This is a genomic window from Micromonospora sp. NPDC023737, from assembly GCF_040639715.1.
Taxonomy (GTDB): Bacteria; Actinomycetota; Actinomycetes; order Mycobacteriales; family Micromonosporaceae; genus Micromonospora.
Map to the genome: position 1 here is coordinate 32,870 of NZ_JBFAAL010000003.1, position 15,121 is coordinate 47,990.

The 15,121-nt window shown below is 70.4% G+C and carries 15 protein-coding genes and 3 tRNA genes; 9 read left to right on the forward strand and 9 right to left on the reverse strand.

The window, feature by feature from the left end:
• Nucleotides 1-135: 135 nt before the first annotated feature.
• From AB0F98_RS08915 to AB0F98_RS08925, 3 genes are all read left to right on the forward strand, one after another.
• Nucleotides 136-1,329 carry an SGNH/GDSL hydrolase family protein gene (locus AB0F98_RS08915; protein WP_357731063.1) on the forward strand — a complete coding sequence of 398 codons (1,194 nt, stop codon included), beginning with the start codon at nt 136-138 and terminating at the stop codon, nt 1,327-1,329.
• Nucleotides 1,330-1,559: 230 nt separating this feature from the next.
• Nucleotides 1,560-1,841 (forward strand): SDR family oxidoreductase, encoded by a 282-nt coding sequence (locus AB0F98_RS08920; RefSeq protein ID WP_357731066.1) that lies wholly within the window; start codon nt 1,560-1,562, stop codon nt 1,839-1,841.
• A gap of 538 nt (nt 1,842-2,379) precedes the next feature.
• A complete protein-coding gene (locus AB0F98_RS08925; RefSeq protein ID WP_357731069.1) occupies nt 2,380-2,559 on the forward strand; it encodes a hypothetical protein in 180 nt (59 codons plus the stop codon).
• Nucleotides 2,560-2,771: 212 nt separating this feature from the next.
• Here the strand turns inward: AB0F98_RS08925 and AB0F98_RS08930 are convergent.
• From AB0F98_RS08930 to AB0F98_RS08940, 3 genes are all read right to left on the reverse strand, one after another.
• Nucleotides 2,772-2,844, reverse strand: a tRNA-Arg gene (locus tag AB0F98_RS08930).
• Between the two features lie 35 nt (nt 2,845-2,879).
• Nucleotides 2,880-2,970, reverse strand: a tRNA-Ser gene (locus AB0F98_RS08935).
• 562 nt (nt 2,971-3,532) lie between these two features.
• Entirely contained in the window at nt 3,533-3,901 is a 369-nt protein-coding gene (locus AB0F98_RS08940) for a hypothetical protein (protein ID WP_357731072.1), read from the reverse strand.
• A gap of 61 nt (nt 3,902-3,962) precedes the next feature.
• Between AB0F98_RS08940 and AB0F98_RS08945 the strand changes: the two genes are divergently transcribed.
• Nucleotides 3,963-4,580, forward strand: a complete 618-nt coding sequence (locus AB0F98_RS08945) for a hypothetical protein (RefSeq protein ID WP_357731076.1) — start codon at nt 3,963-3,965, stop codon at nt 4,578-4,580.
• Between the two features lie 84 nt (nt 4,581-4,664).
• Here the strand turns inward: AB0F98_RS08945 and AB0F98_RS08950 are convergent, their stop codons facing one another.
• On the reverse strand, nt 4,665-5,435 hold the full coding sequence (locus tag AB0F98_RS08950; protein ID WP_357731079.1) for a type II CAAX endopeptidase family protein: 771 nt from the start codon (nt 5,433-5,435) through the stop codon (nt 4,665-4,667).
• A 144-nt stretch (nt 5,436-5,579) separates the two neighbouring features.
• On the opposite strand from AB0F98_RS08950, the gene AB0F98_RS08955 reads away from it, so the two are divergent.
• On the forward strand, nt 5,580-6,695 hold the full coding sequence (locus AB0F98_RS08955) for a globin domain-containing protein (protein WP_357731082.1): 1,116 nt from the start codon (nt 5,580-5,582) through the stop codon (nt 6,693-6,695).
• 97 nt (nt 6,696-6,792) lie between these two features.
• Here AB0F98_RS08955 and AB0F98_RS08960 read toward each other — a convergent pair whose 3' ends face one another.
• Complete coding sequence (locus AB0F98_RS08960) at nt 6,793-8,316, reverse strand: peptide deformylase (protein ID WP_357731085.1); 1,524 nt, start codon at nt 8,314-8,316, stop codon at nt 6,793-6,795.
• 331 nt (nt 8,317-8,647) lie between these two features.
• On the opposite strand from AB0F98_RS08960, the gene AB0F98_RS08965 reads away from it, so the two are divergent.
• Complete coding sequence (locus AB0F98_RS08965; RefSeq protein ID WP_357732405.1) at nt 8,648-9,430, forward strand: hypothetical protein; 783 nt, start codon at nt 8,648-8,650, stop codon at nt 9,428-9,430.
• Nucleotides 9,431-9,477: 47 nt separating this feature from the next.
• On the opposite strand, the gene AB0F98_RS08970 is transcribed toward AB0F98_RS08965, so the two are convergent.
• Nucleotides 9,478-11,301 (reverse strand): hypothetical protein, encoded by a 1,824-nt coding sequence (locus AB0F98_RS08970; RefSeq protein ID WP_357731088.1) that lies wholly within the window; start codon nt 11,299-11,301, stop codon nt 9,478-9,480.
• Between the two features lie 211 nt (nt 11,302-11,512).
• Here AB0F98_RS08970 and AB0F98_RS08975 point away from each other — a divergent pair, with 211 nt between their 5' ends.
• Nucleotides 11,513-12,223, forward strand: coding sequence for a class I SAM-dependent methyltransferase (locus AB0F98_RS08975; protein ID WP_357731091.1), 711 nt, complete (start codon nt 11,513-11,515; stop codon nt 12,221-12,223).
• Between the two features lie 86 nt (nt 12,224-12,309).
• On the opposite strand, the gene AB0F98_RS08980 is transcribed toward AB0F98_RS08975, so the two are convergent.
• Entirely contained in the window at nt 12,310-12,846 is a 537-nt protein-coding gene (locus AB0F98_RS08980; protein WP_357731094.1) for a YbhB/YbcL family Raf kinase inhibitor-like protein, read from the reverse strand.
• Nucleotides 12,847-12,992: 146 nt separating this feature from the next.
• Between AB0F98_RS08980 and AB0F98_RS08985 the strand changes: the two genes are divergently transcribed.
• Nucleotides 12,993-13,151 carry a hypothetical protein gene (locus AB0F98_RS08985; RefSeq protein ID WP_357731097.1) on the forward strand — a complete coding sequence of 53 codons (159 nt, stop codon included), beginning with the start codon at nt 12,993-12,995 and terminating at the stop codon, nt 13,149-13,151.
• Between the two features lie 209 nt (nt 13,152-13,360).
• Here the strand turns inward: AB0F98_RS08985 and AB0F98_RS08990 are convergent.
• Nucleotides 13,361-13,447 (reverse strand) — tRNA-Ser (locus AB0F98_RS08990).
• 135 nt (nt 13,448-13,582) lie between these two features.
• Between AB0F98_RS08990 and AB0F98_RS08995 the strand changes: the two genes are divergently transcribed.
• Nucleotides 13,583-14,560, forward strand: a complete 978-nt coding sequence (locus AB0F98_RS08995; protein WP_357731100.1) for an NAD(P)H-quinone oxidoreductase — start codon at nt 13,583-13,585, stop codon at nt 14,558-14,560.
• Here the strand turns inward: AB0F98_RS08995 and soxR are convergent.
• On the reverse strand, nt 14,547-15,050 hold the full coding sequence (gene soxR / locus AB0F98_RS09000; RefSeq protein ID WP_357731102.1) for a redox-sensitive transcriptional activator SoxR: 504 nt from the start codon (nt 15,048-15,050) through the stop codon (nt 14,547-14,549). The two genes, AB0F98_RS08995 and soxR, sit on opposite strands and share 14 nt — an antisense overlap.
• Nucleotides 15,051-15,121: the final 71 nt, after the last annotated feature.

Here is a 15,121-nt window from a genome sequence, read left to right on the forward strand (position 1 = left end):
ATATGCCGGCAATAACTTCATGATCACGACGCGTGTGGAGGGGGCTGAGGGGGATGGGGTGAGGGTTGTCACGGTGCTGACTTCCGAATTGCCTTCCCGACCGCCGCAGGAGCGGCCTGGACCGATGGAACGATCATGATCTGGACAGCCGGTTTCCGTACCGCAGTGATCAACCCCTACGACCAGCTCCAACTCAGCGAACCCCGTGGCTTCGCCGACCAGACCGTACGTCAGGTGCTGCACCTGGCCGGCGGTGGAGAAGCTTTCCGGGTACGCCTGACGAACCGCTATGGCCGTACCCCGTTGACCATCGCCGCCGCGACGGCCGTCACCGGTCAGCGGCAGACTGCCCTCAGCTTCGGCGGTGCCGAGCAGTGCGTCGTGCCGGCGGGCGAGGAGATCGTCTCCGACCCGGTCGATCTTCCCGTGGCCGCCGGCACCGACCTGGTCGTCAGCCTCTCCCTCCCGAACGAAACCGGCCTGGCCACCTACTCCCACCGACCGGCGGAGGTCGCCCGGATAGTCGACGGGAACCACGTCACGTCTCCCGCATTTTCCCGGGCCACCCAGGTCGAAGGCCGGTTCTACATCTCGGGGGTCGACGTGCTGGCCCCACCGGACACCGCGATCGCCGTCGCGTTCGGCGACTCCTGGTTCGAAGGAGTGGGCACCACGACGAGCGCGAACCGTCGCTCCGTCGACTTCCTCAACCGGCAACTCGAGCGGGGGTGGGTCGTCAACCAAGGCATCGCCGGAAACCGCCTGCTACGCGACGGGGTCGGCGAACACGCGCTGGCGCGCTTCGACCGCGATGTCCTCTCGATTCCCGCCGTGACCCACGTACTGGTGCACTTCGGCATCAACGACCTCGTCCTTCCCGGCATGCTGGGCGAACCGCTCCCGACCGCCGACGCCCTCATCGAGGGCTTCACCACGCTGGCCGGGCGCGCCCACGCCGCCGGCCTGAAGATCCTCGGCGGCACCATCGGTGCCTTCGGTGGCGCTCCGATCAGCACGCCGGAGGGCCTCGCCGTCCGGCGGGAGGTGAACGACTGGATCCGCACGACGGACGTCTTCGACGGCTTCTTCGACGTGGCCAGGGCGGTCGCGGACCCGCAGGCGCCCGACCACATCCACCCCGCCTTCGACAGCGGCGACGGCATGCACTTGAACGACCGGGGCGCCAAGGCCATGGCCGACGCCGTCAACGTGAACGACCTCGTGCTTCAGGAGCGCGTACTCGGAGCCCATTCGCCCGAGCAGGAACGGGACTGGGCCACCGACGATAAGGGAACCGGGGATCGTAGGACTCGGTGGCGAGCGAAGTGACCGACCAGGTCCACCAGGCGACCAGCAGAAGAGGTTCTGTCCCGACCCACGCCGGCTCGGGTCCTTGGCGAACTGCATCGACAACTGGGCGAACATCGCCACGTAGAAGACGTCGAGGAACAACTCCAGCAGCGTCGCCCGCTTCGACAGTCTGGTGTCGCGTCGTACCCCGGTGCTCGTCATCGATCAGCCGTTCCCGCTACCTCCGCCGACCCCTGTACGTGGGGGTCGTGGCGTATCCCGAGACGGGCGTGACCTCCAACGCCATCGCAGCTGGGGGCATCCTCGTCCCCACCACCCGTGACTATCTGATGGAGCTCGGACGCGCCAACGGGTGGGGCGAGACCTGGGAAGAAGTCGAGCGCAACGCCACCCCGATCCGCGCCGGGACCGATGCCGGCCGCATCGGATACCCCCGCGACTACGCCGACCTCGTCGCCTATCTCGCCAGCCCGGTCTCGAACTACATCACCGGCGCCACCATCCGAATGGACGGCGGCTCCTACGACTGAGCCGCCGGTCCTAGCCGATGACCCGCTGCATCAACGCTACGAGGGCGTAGACGACTCCCACCCACGCAGCCACTTGCCCGACGCGGAAGAACGCAATACCGGCGCGGAGGAACCTCATCCTTGCGTGCTGCTCAGCTTCCTCGGGGTCCATAGCCAATGCCTCCACGTCCCGGCGCTCCGATTCGAAGGCTGATCCTGCATGATCCACCCGGCGCAGTGAACCCGCTGATCGCCCTGTGCCGCCCCCGCCATTCTGGGTGGGTAGCGTCAGTTTGGAAGAGCGTGCTCAACCGGCCGCGCGGCGCGGGCGGCCTCGACACGGGCCGGGACCGCTACGCGGCGATGAGGAAGTACGCCAAGCAATGGCAAAACCGGGTGTGGGCGACCGAGGGCTGCCAGGGCATCGCCACATCGCTACCTGGTTGCTGGCCGATGGCGAGCAGGTTGTGGACGTGCCACCGAAGTTGTCCGCCCGGGGTCGGGTGTTCGCCGCCGGCTACGGCCGCAAGACTGATGCCACCGACGCCCACACCTCTCGGTGAGGACCACACCCGCGTGGTCTCCCAGTTGCACCAACTGCTCCTCGAACTCATCCGGCGGAGCGAAGAAGAGCCTGTCCGCCGCCCAGGCCAAAGCGCTGCTGGCCACGGTCAGGCCCCGTGACGTGGTCGGCAAGGCCCGGCGTCGGGTCGCCGCGGAGCTGATCAGCGACCTTTGAAGGGTTCTACCAACGCTCTAAGGAAACCGACAAGGAACTGAAGGAACTGGTCGCCTCCACCGGCACCACCCTGATGGACCTGCATGGCATCGGCCTCCTCCGGCGCCCCCGGCTGCTCGTCGAGGTCGGCGACATGGCGTAGGGCCAGCCGTGGGGGTCAACACGATCAAGGGCCGATCTCCCGTGACGGGAAACCGGCCCTTGACCTGCTGTGCGCCCGAAGGGACTCGAACCCCTAACCTTCTGATCCGTAGTCAGATGCTCTATCCATTGAGCTACGGGCGCTCGTGCTCAGCCAGCCTACACGACCGACTTTCGCGCGGAGACTCCGGGATTCGAACCCGGGAGGGGCTTTAAGACCCCAACCGCATTAGCAGTGCGGCGCCATAGACCAGACTAGGCGAAGTCTCCTCGGTGACCCGCAAGTCACCGCGCCCGAGGATACAGGGCAGCACCCGCCGGGGGCAAAGCGGCATCCTCGGGAAACTCCGTCCGGTGTCTGCCTCGGCGTACTTCCACGCTGTGCGCTGGCGTGGACAGGGCTACGCTCCATCGATATGCAGGAGCAGCCCCCGAGCGAGCCGACCCGCCGCGAGCCTGCTGACGGGGCCCGGCGGCGGTCATCCGCCAAGGCGACCTTCACGCCGCCCGGCGACCCACCGGCAGCCGCCGAGCCGGCACCCCCGCCGGCACCGCCCGCAAGATCCCGCCGTGCGAAGGCTGCCCCGGCCGTGCTGTTCCAGCCGCCCGAGCCAGACGGCCCGCTGCCGTCCCAGTCCTCCCCGCCCACGGCCGGCGGCAGGGCGAACCCGGCCACCCGCGCCCCGGCCACTACCGCGCCGGCGACGGCAGCAGCGAACCGGCCGGCGGCGACGTCCGTGTCTGAGGCCACGCCCGACCCGACCGCAACGCCCGATCCGACGGCAACGCTCGACCCGACGACGACGGCGGACCCAACGGCAACGGCGGCAGATCAGCCGGCGGGTGACCGGCAGGGGCCGGCGGCGACCAGGGCACCGAAGGCACGGAAGGCGGCCTCCGGGACGAAACGGACGCCGGTCCGGAAGTCTGCGCCCGCGCAGACCGGGCCCGCAGAGCCGGACCCGCCGGCGGCCCGCGTCGGGAGCGACGAGAAGGCGGCACCGGCGGCGGCAGCCGAGCCGAAGACGGCGACCGCCCAAGAAAGCACCCCAGCAAAGACGACGCCCGCCGCGAAGAGCACCCCGGCGAAGAAGGCCGTTGCCCGGAAGGTGCCCGCCTCGCGCAGGAGCGCGCCGGAGAAGTCGTCCCCGTCATCCGTGCAGGTCGCGACCGCGGAACCGCAGGCGCAGCCGCAGGCCACAGCTCCGCGAGAGGAGCTTTCCGGCGTACCGGCTCCGGCTGCCGAATCGTCCGGTCTCCGAGTGGCCACCGCGCGGGTGCTCGGCCACCCTGGCTTCGCGCCGGAGTTGCTGGCCCTGGCCGCGGTGGAGGCGCTCGGCCCGAGTGCACGGGACTGGGCCGAGCAGTTGCGTTCGACGTACCCCGAGGCGTCGCCGGACGGGTTGGCCCGGCTCGCCACCCGGCGGTTCGTCCGGCTGGCGGGCGCGGGCGGGGCCGCCTCGGCGCTCGCCGGAGCCCTCGCCCCGCTGGCCGAGCTCACTTCGGTGCTCTGGACCCAGGCCAACCTGGTGCTGCACCTCGCGGCGGCGTACGACCGCGACCCGGCCCATCCGGATCGGGCGGTCGAGTTGCTGGTGCTGACCCAGGTGCACCCGGATGCGGAGAGCGCGCGTACCGCTCTGGACGCGGCGCGGGCGTTGGACGGACCGGGAGACGCGCCCTGGCCGCGCGTGGTGGAGGCGGCGTGGCGGCTGGCGGCGCCACTCGCCGCCCAGGCCGCCGGGTGGCTGGCGCTGCGGCTGGCGTCCCGGCTGCTCCCGGGCGCGGCGGTGCTCGCGGCGGCGGCCGGCGACGCGGCGGCTGCGGAACGCCTGGCGGCCCGCGCGATCACGGCCTACCGCCCACCGCGCGGCGGCTGACCGGCGGCGATGTTCACCGACCGACGAGCAGGCGCTGACGCCGGCTGAGGTCGCGGGCGGCCAAAGGTGCGCCCGCGGGGCGGGTCAGAGCCAGTCGAACCACGACTCGGGCAGCAGTGCGTAGCCCACGAAGGCGACCACGTCGAGGAGGGTGTGCGCCACCACCAGCGGCATCACCCGACGGGTGCGCAGGTAGAAGAGGCTGAACACCACGCCCATCACGGCGTTGCCGAGGAACGCTCCGAAGCCCTGGTAGAGGTGGTAGCTGCCGCGCAGCAGCGCGCTGGCCGCGATGACCGCGCCGATCCGCCACTGGAGTTGCCGCAGCCGGGTGACCAGGTAGCCGACCACGATCACCTCTTCCAGCACGGCGTTCTGCGCGGCGGCGAGGATGAGCACCGGCACGGCCCACCAGACGTCGGGCAGCGCGGCCGGCACGAGGGTGGCGTTGATGCCGAGCTGCGCCGCCGCCCAGAACAGCGCCAGCCCCGGCAGACCGATCAGCGCGGCCAGGCCGGCGCCGCGGACCAGGTCCGAACCGGGCCGTCGGGCGTCCAGGCCGAGCGTCCGGGCCGGGTCGCCGGGGTCCCGGCTCAGCAGGTGTACGGCGAGCAGTACGGGCAGCAGCGCGAACACGATCCCGAGCAGCTGGTACGCCAGGTCGAGATACGGCCGGGTGGACGCGGAGGTGTTCAGCGCGGCGGTCTGCTTGGCGAGGCCCCCGTGTGCGGTCAGCTTCGCGATGATCGAGACGACCGCGTAGACGGCGGACTGACCGAGGGAGAGGCCGAGGACCAGCAGCGTCTCGGTCCCCAGCATCCGGCGGGACACCGGGCGGGTGAGCTCAAGGGTCACCGCACCACTTTGCCCGATGCGGGCGTGCGGCGGCCGCCCGAGGAGCCCTTGTGAGCTGATCGCACATTCTGTGCGACCGGTCAACACGCTCCGTGGAGATTCTGTGTTCGCCCCATTCGCCGTCAGGAGAGGGAGCGAGTCGGCATGGAGAACTTCGAGCGGTTGCTCAAGGAGAGCTGGACCCTGGTCGAGGAGCACCGGGAGCGGCTCAGCGAGCACTTCTACGCCCGACTGTTCCTGCTCGACCCGGAGCTGCGGCAGCTCTTCCCGGTGCAGATGCGTGGGCAGGGTGACCGGTTGCTCGAAGCGGTCATCACGGCGATCCACACCATCGGCGATCCGGAGAGCTTCGACGAGTATCTCCGCGCGCTCGGCCGCGACCACCGCAAGTACCACGTCGAGGCGGAGAACTACGCGACGATGGGTGTCGCTCTCATGGACGCGCTCCGCAGCACCGCGGGCGACGGCTGGAACCTCGAGTACGACCAGGCGTGGCGGGACGCGTACGCGGCGATCTCGGAGAAGATGCTGGCCGGGGCGGCGGCCGACGGGAACCCGCCGTTCTGGCATGCGGAGGTGCTGACCCACGAGCGGCACGGCACCGACACGGCGGTGCTGACCGTGCGCGCGCTCCAGCACCCGCTGCCGTGGAAGGCCGGCCAGTATCTGAGCCTGGAGGTGCCGCGCTACCACCCGAGGGTGTGGCGGACGTACTCGGTGGCGAACGCCCCTAACGACGAGAACGTGCTGGAGTTCCACGTCCGGTCCGCCGACGCCGGCTGGGTGTCCGGGGCGCTGGTTCGGCGGGTGAAGCCGGGCGAGTTGCTCCGACTCGCCGCTCCGATGGGCTCGATGACCCTGGACCGCGCCTCGGAACGCGACATCCTGTGTGTGGCCGGTGGGGTCGGGCTCGCGCCGATCAAGGCGCTCGTGGAGGAGTTGGCCAGCTACAACCGCACCCGCTGGGTGCACGTCTTCTACGGTGCCCGCCAGGAGTCCGACCTGTACGGGCTGCCCGGGCTCCGCGAACTGGTGGCCGCTCACCCGTGGCTCTCCGTCACGCCTGCGTGCAGCGAGGACCCGGACTTCGACGGCGAGCTGGGAGACATCGCGGACGTGCTCGGCCGGTACGGCCCGTGGACGACGCACGACTGCTACGTCTCCGGCTCGGCCCCCATGGTCCGCTCGACGCTGCGGGTGCTCGCGGCCGACGACGTGCCGCCGCCGCGCATCCGGTACGACACGTTCGGCGAGATCTGAGGCTTTCCTCCCCCCATCCGGGGTGCGTGCCCCTGCCCCCTGGGGCACGCACCCCGGCCCCCGCCCCCGCATCGGGCTCGACACCCGGATGCGGAAGTCAGTACCGCCATGGCCGGCCGGTCTCGCGGTATTCCTCCACCGGGACCAGCGGCACACCGGGCGTCATCCGGTCGAGATACAGCCGCCCCTCCAGATGATCGATCTCGTGCGCGACGAGCCGCGCCATCCCGAACTCGAACGAGGTGATGATCCGGCCGCCGTCCCACTGGGCGTGCTCCACGTCGAGCCGCAGCGGCCGGGGTACGAGACCTCGGTGGTCGAAGAAGGAAAGGCAACCCTCGTACTGTTCGTCCGTGTCGGGCGAGACGTCGACCACCCGCGGGTTGAGCAGCACGACGGGTTCGGCGTTCCGGTCCGGGGGCCGGACCACGGCCACCGCCCGGACGACGCCGAGTTGCGGCGCGGCGATCCCGACGCCCTTGCTGAACGGATGCAGTTCGTCGAGGCGTACGAGGGTCGCGCTGAGCCGGTCGACCAGTTTCCTGGCGGCCGACTCCTCGGCGGGCAGGTCGAACGGGTGGGCCGCCTGCCGCAGCAGGTCGTCACCGCGCTGTACCACGCCCAGCGCCCGCATCCGGTCGCTCGGGCGGATCCGGCCGTTCGGCGGGGTGTCGTGCTCCGGCTCCGGCCGGGCCCGGAACCGCCATTGCATCCGGTAGCGGGCGTTCAGCGGCGGGTCCGCGGTCTCCCACTCGAAGATCACGCGATCGCCCTCGTCGTGCCGCTGCACCGGGGTGCGTAGCGGGCCTTCCTCCGCCGAGAGTGAGGTCTCCGCGCCCCAGACCTGTGGGTCGAGGGCCGCCGGCAGATCCAGGCGTACGGCGAGGTGCCGGGTGGGTAACCGGACGGCGCGCTGGAACCAGGGTCCCCACTTCTCCGCACCGACCCGGTAGGTGTACTCGATGGTGGCCCGGTCGCCCGGGTAGAGCGGGAAACGCCGATCGCCGTTGTCGAAGAGGAGCCATACCTCCTTGAAGGCGTCCCGATCGTGCTTGGCTCGCCAGTGCATCGGCTCCCGCTCGCCGCCGTCGTCCCGGTACGCACGCAGTTGGAGCTCCGCGAAGGTGAGCGGGTGTTCCCGGTGGTGCCGGTTCGAACGGCCCGGGTCGTTCGGGTAACGGTCGACCGCCACCCGCACCAGGTAGCGGGTGACCGGCTCGGTGCCGGCGTTGTAGAGCTGCCGCCGGATCACGCACCGGTAGCCCCCGTCGGTGTGGCTGAGAGTGGCGGATTCGCGCTCGACGATCAGGCCGGTGCCGGGGGGAAGCCACTGCCCGGGCAGGGGCAGTTCACGGTGCGCCTGCCCGTTGCGGGCCTGCCGCGCGTCGTCGTACTCACGGAAGCGCTGCCAGATCGCGCCGCCGGCCTCCAGGACGGCTTCTGCCCGGCGGGCGAAATCCTCGGTCGGGCGGTGTCGCCGGCCCTCGACGTGGCTGACGTACGACGGGTCGAAGCCCATCAGCACGGCCAACTGTTTCTTGGACAGCCCCCGCCCGGTTCGTTGGCGGGCGAGTTCGGCGGCAAAGGAGTCGACAGCGCGATCGAGGGGTGAGGTGGTCATCGGCTTCCTCGTGGCCGGGAGTATCAGTTTCACGTTCCGTGGCCGGACAAACACGGAACTGCCATGTTGCCGACAGTCTGCTTGACAATTCACCGACGACCGTCGATTCTCTGCCGCCCGGTCGGGCAGACGGTGCGTTTTTCCGGTACCCGCAGGGGTATCAACGGCGGGCACGTGACGTTGCCGCCTGCGGAGACAGAGAGCCCGGAAGGTGACCGATGCCTCGACATCCGCCGGGTCCGACCTTCCCGGGAGCGGGGATCTGTGGTTAGGCTAGCCTTAGCTGAACGGACTTCACGGGGGTACGGGGGATGATCGAGTGACAGCGGTGATGCCGAGCCGCGCCCTCGCGGCCGCCCCGCTGGCTCCGGTCACGGCGGCTCTGCGCGCCATGTTCGGCACCGACGACGTCCCGAGCCTCGCGCCCGGCCTGACGGTCACCGACGAGATCGGCTGGATCCCGGCCACCGCCCTGATCGACGGCACCCGGCTGCCGGATCTCCTGCAAGCCGCCGCCGAGCAGTGGGGCGGCACTCCGCACGCCTGCGCCGCACTGGCCTGGAAGTCGTACAGCTACTGGAGTGCCCTGCCGGTGGCGCTCGGCTGGGCCTCAGCCCGACGGGTACCGCTGCTCGACCCGTCCGACGTCCTGGTCCACTTCGAGGATCGCCGTCCGCTGCTCACCTTCGGGCTGCGCCACTCGACCACCGTGGCGGTGCTCCCCGGTGACCCGCTGGCCCTCACCGGCGGTCCCGGGGTGCGGATCGTGGCCGACGAGGCCGAGCTGCTCGACGCGCTGCGCACCTCGCTGCTGGACGCCCACCTGCTGCCGATGATCGAGGCGATCCAGACGCAGGTACGGATCGGCACCCGTACGCTCCTCGGCTCGGTTGCCTCCGGCATCTCGAACGGGCTCCTGCGGGCGGCGGACGTGCTGCCCGGCTCGTCGGCGGACACGATCGCCACCCTGCTCGACGCCCTCGGCCTTCAGGATCTGGTCGAACTGGTGCCCGGCCCGGGCGGCGAGCCGACGGTGCAGCGGCGCACCTGCTGCCTGGCCTTCACCCTGCCGCAGCCGAAGATCTGCCGAGGCTGCTGCGTCAGTCAGGCCTGACCGGGCGGTCTCGTCCGACAGGCACCCGACGGCATCCGCGAGCGGCTTCAGTCGGTCAGCGGACGGATGTCCCAGAGCCAGACACCGCGTGTGAAAACCGGCTGGATCCCGGTCAGCTCGGTCATCCCCCGACGCAGCGCCTCCGCCTGCCGGTGCGGTCCGAGGATCACCACACCGGCCCGCCAGTACCGCAGGTCGTCGACCGCGTTCACCCGGCTCTGCGGGGTGATTGGCGGCACCGCGCCGGTCTGCCGGATCACGGTGAAGAAACTACTCGTGGGGCGGGGCGGGGCGGTGAAGAGAGCCGTTCCCCGCTCCTCCGCGTGCGGCCGGTCGTCCGGCCCGAGGAAGTAGCCGCGGGCCAGCGGCATCTCCAGCCGGGTGACGGCCGACCAGCGCAACGGCTCGGCGTAGTTGGTGTCCGGCAGCGGCAGCGTGACCACGCTTCGACCGCCTGCCACGTACGGGCGCCAGGCACCGGACGTGACGAAGCTCGGGATGGGGTTGAGGTGGGTCGCCGGCAGAGGGGTGGGCAGGATCGGCAGCAGGGCCATGGCGAGCACCGTCACCGTCCAGAAGCGGATCCCGGGTCGCGCGCTCGAATGCCGTACGGCCAGCTTCCGGGCACACTCGGCACCGAGCGCGAGCAGGAGTCCGATGATCGGCGTCAGGGCCAGCGCCCACCGGGTCGGCACCACCGAGTGCAGGATCGGCAGGTCCTCGAGGGGAGCCCAGAGGCTCGGCACACCCGTCTCCCGGCCGTCGAGGACCACCTCCCGGCCGAGTGAGAGCACCGCGAAGAGCAGGCCGAGTACGGCCAGGGCGAGCGCCAGCAGGTTACGTCTGAGCCACCAGATCAGGGCGATCACCAGCACCACCAGCGCCCAGCCGAAGAAGCTGTTCTCCTCGGTCGGATTCTTCGCCAGTCCCTCGGAGGTACGGGCGTTGCCCGCCAGCGACTCGCGGGAGTACGCCACGAACGACGCGAGGTCGCTCGAGTAGCCCCGGATCAGCCGGGACAGCCCGGTGTACGACCCGGGGCCGAAGAACTGCACGTAGAGCGGGTACCCGAGCGCCACCACAGCGACGGCGGCGGCGACCCCGAGACCGGCGAGGAAGGGGCGGGCCCGTTGTCGTAGGTCCGGGCGGCCGATGGCGAACACCACCAGCACGACGCCCAGCCCGATCGCGGTCATCAGCAGTATCTCGAGGTTGAGGAACGCCTGCCAGATGATCACCAGTGCGAGCAGTACGCCGTTGCGCAACCAGCGGTCCGACTCGGCGAGGCGCAGGGTCCGCCAGATGATCAGGGGGACCACGAACTGGGACACGATGTTCGGATGCGCGTTCGCGTGGGACACCATGGCCGGCGCGAACGCGCAGAACGCCGCGCCCAGCCAGGCCGGCCCGCGCGAGCCGACCAGCACGCGGGAGAAAAAGAAATACCAGGCGGTCCCGGTCGCGATCATTCCGAAGGTGAGAAAGAGCAGGAACGAGGTGCGAGGCCCGAACAGGAGGGTGATCGGCGTAAGCGGCAATGAAACGGATAATACGGACGTATTTGCCGCCAAATTGACGCCGTCCGGCACATTCATCCGATCCGAGTGGAACGGGTACGCGAATTGCGTGACCACTCGCGCACCGTGCGCCATCATCCACTCGAACTGCGCCTGATCCGACCGGTTGTCCCGAATACCGTTGCGCGGGTCGAGCCAGAGCCGCGCGGTCACCCAAAAGCCCAGCGCCACGAAGCTCAGCACGGCGAGGACGTCGATCCGGCGCCCCCGCGCCGCGCGCTCCCCCCGGTCGACACCCTCCGCCCCATCGGCCGCGGAGCCGCCTTTGGGTTCGCCCGGGTCAGGAGTAGTCATAACAATTCGGAGCGTAGTCAGCCTAAGGCGTGCACGTGACACGTTTCGGGGTACTGCCGTACCATGTGCCGGGTTCGCCAACCGCCGATCACGCGCCACCCCCCGACCGCATTTCGGCCATCAGGTTCCCCCGATTCTTCTGCCGTCCGCGCGGATGATTCACTCTGTCGGTCCAGGCGCGGGTCGAGTTCATACCGTGAGGAATCGACGCATGGCAGAAATCACTGGTGATCAGCGCGTCCAGTCCGAGGTGCTGGAGGGTCTCGCGACCGCGGTCAACCACCGCCGCTGGTTCGTCGAGCTGGCCGTGCCGTACCTGGGAGACAATCCGATCGAGATCGGCAGCGGCCTGGGCGACTACGCACTGGAGTGGGCCGAGCACGCCCCTCGGTTCACCGCCACCGAGGCGGACCCGGACCGCCTCGTCCGGCTGAAGGAGCGGCTGGCCGACCAGCCGAACATCGACGTCCGGGAGATGCTGCTGCCACACTCCGAGCGCGGGGACTACAGCGCGGCGGTCTCGTACAACGTGCTCGAACACATCGAGGACCACGTGCTGGCCCTGAGCAGCATGCGCGACCTGGTCCGACCGGGCGGCGCGGTCATCATCATCGTGCCGGCCTTCCAGTTCGCCATGAGCCCGGCGGACATCGCCACCGGACACGTCCGCCGGTACACGAAGAAGACGCTCGCGGCGGCGATGACCGAGGCCGGACTGACGGTGGAGAAGATCCACTACGCCAACGCGCTCGGCCTGCTCGGGTACTTCATGGCGACGAAGGTCTTCCGGCTCATGCCGAAGGAGGGCCCGATGGTCAAGATCTACGACGCGTTCGTACTTCCGGCGACGAAGGCCGCCGAGCAGCTGGCCCGCCCTCCGTTCGGGCAGTCCGTCTTCGCCGTGGCCCGCGTCCCGGCCTGATCACGCACGCTCCCCGTGATCCCACGATGGCGGCCCCTGCGTAGCGAGGCCGGCCATCGGTGGATCACGGGCAGAGCGGATTCAACTCACTTGCTCTGGAAAGTCGGGCGGATGACCGCCCGAGCCAGGGTGTGGAACGCCAGATTGAACCCGACGTACGCCGGGGTGGCGTCCGGGGTCAGGTCCAGGCGGTCGACGTCGAGGGCGTGCACCGCGAAGACGTACCGGTGCGGCCGGTCCCCGCTCGGCGGCGCGGCGCCGCCGTAGCCCTGCTCGCCGTAGTCGTTGCGGACCGGGAAGGCCCCGCCGAGATCGGCACCCGCGGCACCGGCGCCGCGCGGTAGCTGCGTGACGCCGGCCGGCACGTTGACCAGCACCCAGTGCCAGAACCCGCTGCCGGTCGGGGCGTCCGGGTCGAAGCAGGTGACCGTGAAGCTCTTGGTGCCGGCCGGGAAGTCCGACCAGGTGAGCTGTGGGGAGAGGTTCTCACCGCCCATGCTCGGGTGCGCGTGCCGTACGTCCATCGGCTCGCCGTTCTGCACGTCGTCGCTGGTGAGCGTGAACGACGGCACGGTCGGCAGCAGTTCGTACGGGTCCGGGGCGATCGGTCGTTCCAAGGTCATCGAGACGCGTCCTTCCGATGTGCGCGCGAACGTCCTGTGATCTTCTTACCCTGCCGCGCCGGAGCAATCGACCGGAAGCGGCAGGTGCGGATGCGCCGTTCGTCTCATTACCGTTGGTTCCAGGCAAACGTTCCAGGAGAAATCTCTTGACCAGCATGTGGCGTGACTTCTTCGCAGCGGTCGTGACCGCCTTCCGGCACCGGCCGGACGAGCGGGCGATTGCCGAGGAGCGCCGCCGCGCCGTCCAGCGACTGGCCGACGAGAAGATCCGCCAGCAGCGCCGGGAGCCGGACGACCAGGAGTGAGGGAGCGCGGGCCGGACCAAGGCCGGCGAGCGGGTCCGCTTCGCCCCGCTGGACCACCTCGCCCTCGGGACGGTGCGCGTCGCCGTCTCGCGGTGCCGTCCGGTGGTGGCCAGCACCGGGAACGTTCCGATCGAACCCTCGGTCGACCGTCGCCGCTGCCGCGCCCTCGTGGACGAGTTCGAGAAGGCGGCCCATCACTGCTCACAGAGCGGAGGGTGTGGGATTCGAACCCACGAAGAGGTTGCCCCCTTACCGGTTTTCAAGACCAGCGCCATCGGCCACTAGGCGAACCCTCCCGGACCGCGCCCCGGAGGTGTGCGGCCGTGCATAGTGTGCCATGTCGGCCGTCCGGGACGAGTGAGGGCGGCAGCGCCGGCGGGTACTTACCGCCCGCCGCGTGGACGGCGGCGCGGATCGGGTAAGACTGATCCATGCACGCGATCACCGTCCCGGAGCCCGGCGGACCCGAAGCACTGGTGTGGGCCGAGGTGCCCGACCCCGAGCCCGGCCCCCACGAGGTGGTCGTGGACGTGCGGGCCAGCGCGGTCAACCGGGCGGACCTGCTGCAACGGCAGGGGCACTATCCGCCGCCGCCGGGTGCACCCGCGTACCTCGGGCTGGAGTGTTCCGGGGTGATCAGCGCGATCGGCTCCGACGTGGCCGACTGGCAGGTCGGGCAGGAGGTCTGCGCGCTGCTGGCCGGCGGCGGGTACGCCGAGCGCGTGGCGGTGCCCGCCGGGCAGTTGCTGCCGGCGCCGGTCGGCGTCGACTTGGTCGACGCCGCGGCGCTGCCGGAGGTGGCCTGCACGGTCTGGTCGAACGTGGTGCAGCTGGCGGGGCTGCGCTCCGGTGAGACCCTGCTCGTGCACGGTGGGGGCAGCGGCATCGGCACCTTCGCGGTCCAGCTCGGCGTGGCCCTCGACGCCACCGTGCTGACGACCGCCCGGGCCGCGAAGCACGACCGGCTGCGGGAGCTTGGTGCCGCGCACGCGATCGACTACTCCGAGCAGGACTTCGTCGAGGAGGTACGTCGACTCACCGACGGCCGGGGCGCGGACGTGATCCTCGACATCGTGGGTGCCGGCTACCTGGCTCATAACGTCGCCGCGCTCGCCACCGGCGGTCGGCTGGCGGTGATCGGTCTTCAGGGCGGGCGCAAGGCTGAGCTGGATCTCGGCGCGCTGATGACCAAGCGGGCCACGATCACCGCGACCACCCTGCGGGCACGGCCGCTGGCGGAGAAGGCGACGATCGTCTGGGGCGTACGCGATGAGGTGTGGCCGCTGGTCGAGGCCGGCCAGATCCGGCCGATCGTGGAGCGGCGGATGCCGATGGCGGCGGCCGCCGACGCGCACCGGCTGGTCGAGAGCAGCGATCACTTCGGCAAGGTGCTGCTCACGACGTCCTGACGTCGGCCTCCCGCTCGGCCCGGGTATCGGGCAGGGCCTCCGGCTCGGCCTCGGTACGGGGCAGCACCAGCCGGGCACCCGGCCCTTCGCCGGCCAGGCTGTCGCCGGGGTTGTAGAGGGCGCAACGCTGCAACGACAGGCAGCCGCAGCCGATGCAACTGTCCAGGTCGTCGCGGAGCTTCGTCATCAGCCGGATCCGCTCGTTCAGCCGCTCCCGCCAGACGCTGGAGAGCTGGGCCCAGTCCGAGGCGGTCGGTGTACGCGAGGCGGGCAGCGAGTCGAGGGCGGCGCGGATCTCGTCGAGCGAGATGCCGACCTGCTGGGAGATCCGGATGAACGCCACCCGACGCAGCTCGGAGCGGGCGTAGCGGCGCTGGTTGCCGCCGGTACGCTCCGCGCGGATCAGACCGAGCCGCTCGTAGAACCGCAGCGCGGACGGTGCCACGCCGCTGCGTGCGGCGAGCTGGCCGATGGTCAGGGATTCGTTCATCCTGCTGCCTTGAGTTGAAGTTGAATTCAACTTGCAGGCTACCGGCACGACGATGACCACCGCCACCACGC